The organism is Thermobrachium celere DSM 8682 (assembly GCF_000430995.1).
Classification (GTDB): Bacteria; Bacillota; Clostridia; order Clostridiales; family Caloramatoraceae; genus Thermobrachium; species Thermobrachium celere.
Genome location: NZ_HF952023.1, coordinates 1 through 1,140, shown reverse-complemented (window position 1 = coordinate 1,140; position 1,140 = coordinate 1). Strand labels below are relative to the sequence as shown.

The 1,140-nt window shown below is 55.2% G+C and carries 5 tRNA genes and 2 rRNA genes; all 7 read left to right on the top strand.

Going from position 1 to position 1,140, the window contains the following annotated elements:
- A 23S ribosomal RNA gene (locus tag TCEL_RS13870) occupies positions 1–568 on the top strand; the annotation flags it as partial.
- Between the two features lie 28 nt (positions 569–596).
- Positions 597–711: ribosomal RNA gene (rrf, locus tag TCEL_RS11320) — 5S ribosomal RNA — on the top strand.
- Between the two features lie 5 nt (positions 712–716).
- Positions 717–791, top strand: a tRNA-Glu gene (locus TCEL_RS11315).
- Between the two features lie 4 nt (positions 792–795).
- Positions 796–869, top strand: a tRNA-Gly gene (locus tag TCEL_RS11310).
- Between the two features lie 6 nt (positions 870–875).
- Positions 876–952: transfer RNA gene (locus TCEL_RS11305), tRNA-Arg, on the top strand.
- 4 nt (positions 953–956) lie between these two features.
- Positions 957–1,034: transfer RNA gene (locus TCEL_RS11300), tRNA-His, on the top strand.
- 10 nt (positions 1,035–1,044) lie between these two features.
- Positions 1,045–1,120 (top strand) — tRNA-Gln (locus TCEL_RS11295).
- Positions 1,121–1,140 lie beyond the last annotated feature (20 nt).

The window sequence follows — 1,140 nt, the reverse complement described above, 5'->3', positions numbered from 1 at the left end:
GGAAGCAGTAGAAAAACTGAAAAAAAGTAAGGTAGCAGTGACGAAAGTCGGGCTTAGTGATCCGGTGGTACCGAGTGGAAGGGCCATCGCTCAACGGATAAAAGCTACCTCGGGGATAACAGGCTGATCTCCCCCAAGAGTCCACATCGACGGGGAGGTTTGGCACCTCGATGTCGGCTCGTCGCATCCTGGGGCTGAAGTAGGTCCCAAGGGTTGGGCTGTTCGCCCATTAAAGCGGCACGCGAGCTGGGTTCAGAACGTCGTGAGACAGTTCGGTCCCTATCCGTCGCGGGCGTAGGAAATTTGAGAGGAGCTGTCCTTAGTACGAGAGGACCGGGATGGACGAACCTCTGGTGCACCAGTTGTCGCGCCAGCGGCACAGCTGGGTAGCCATGTTCGGATGGGATAAGCGCTGAAGGCATCTAAGCGCGAAGCCCACCTCAAGATGAGATTTCCCATAGCGTTAAGCTAGTAAGACCCCTGGAAGAACACCAGGTTGATAGGCCAGAGGTGTAAGCGTCGTAAGGCGTTTAGCTGACTGGTACTAATAGGTCGAGGGCTTGATCATATAGGCTGTGCAGTTTTGAAAGAACTAATCCGGTGACTATGCCGCGGAGGAAACACCCGTTCCCATTCCGAACACGAAGGTTAAGCTCCGCAGGGCCGATGGTACTGCACCGCACGGTGTGGGAGAGTAGGTCGTTGCCGGATAGTATGGCCCCTTGGTCAAGTGGTTAAGACACCACCCTTTCACGGTGGTAACAGGGGTTCGAATCCCCTAGGGGTCACCACCATGCGGGTGTAGCTCAATGGCAGAGTCCCAGCCTTCCAAGCTGGTTGTGTGGGTTCGATTCCCATCACCCGCTCCATAATATGCGCCTTTAGCTCAGCTGGATAGAGCAACGGCCTTCTAAGCCGTGTGTCGGGAGTTCGAATCTCTCAAGGCGCACCATATGGTGGGTATAGTTCAGTTTGGTTAGAGCGCCAGATTGTGGCTCTGGAGGTCGTGGGTTCGAATCCCACTATCCACCCCAATAAATACGATGGGCAGTCGCCAAGTCGGTAAGGCACGGGACTTTGACTCCCGCATTCGTTGGTTCGAGTCCAGCCTGCCCAGCCATAAGAGCCACTAGCTCAGTC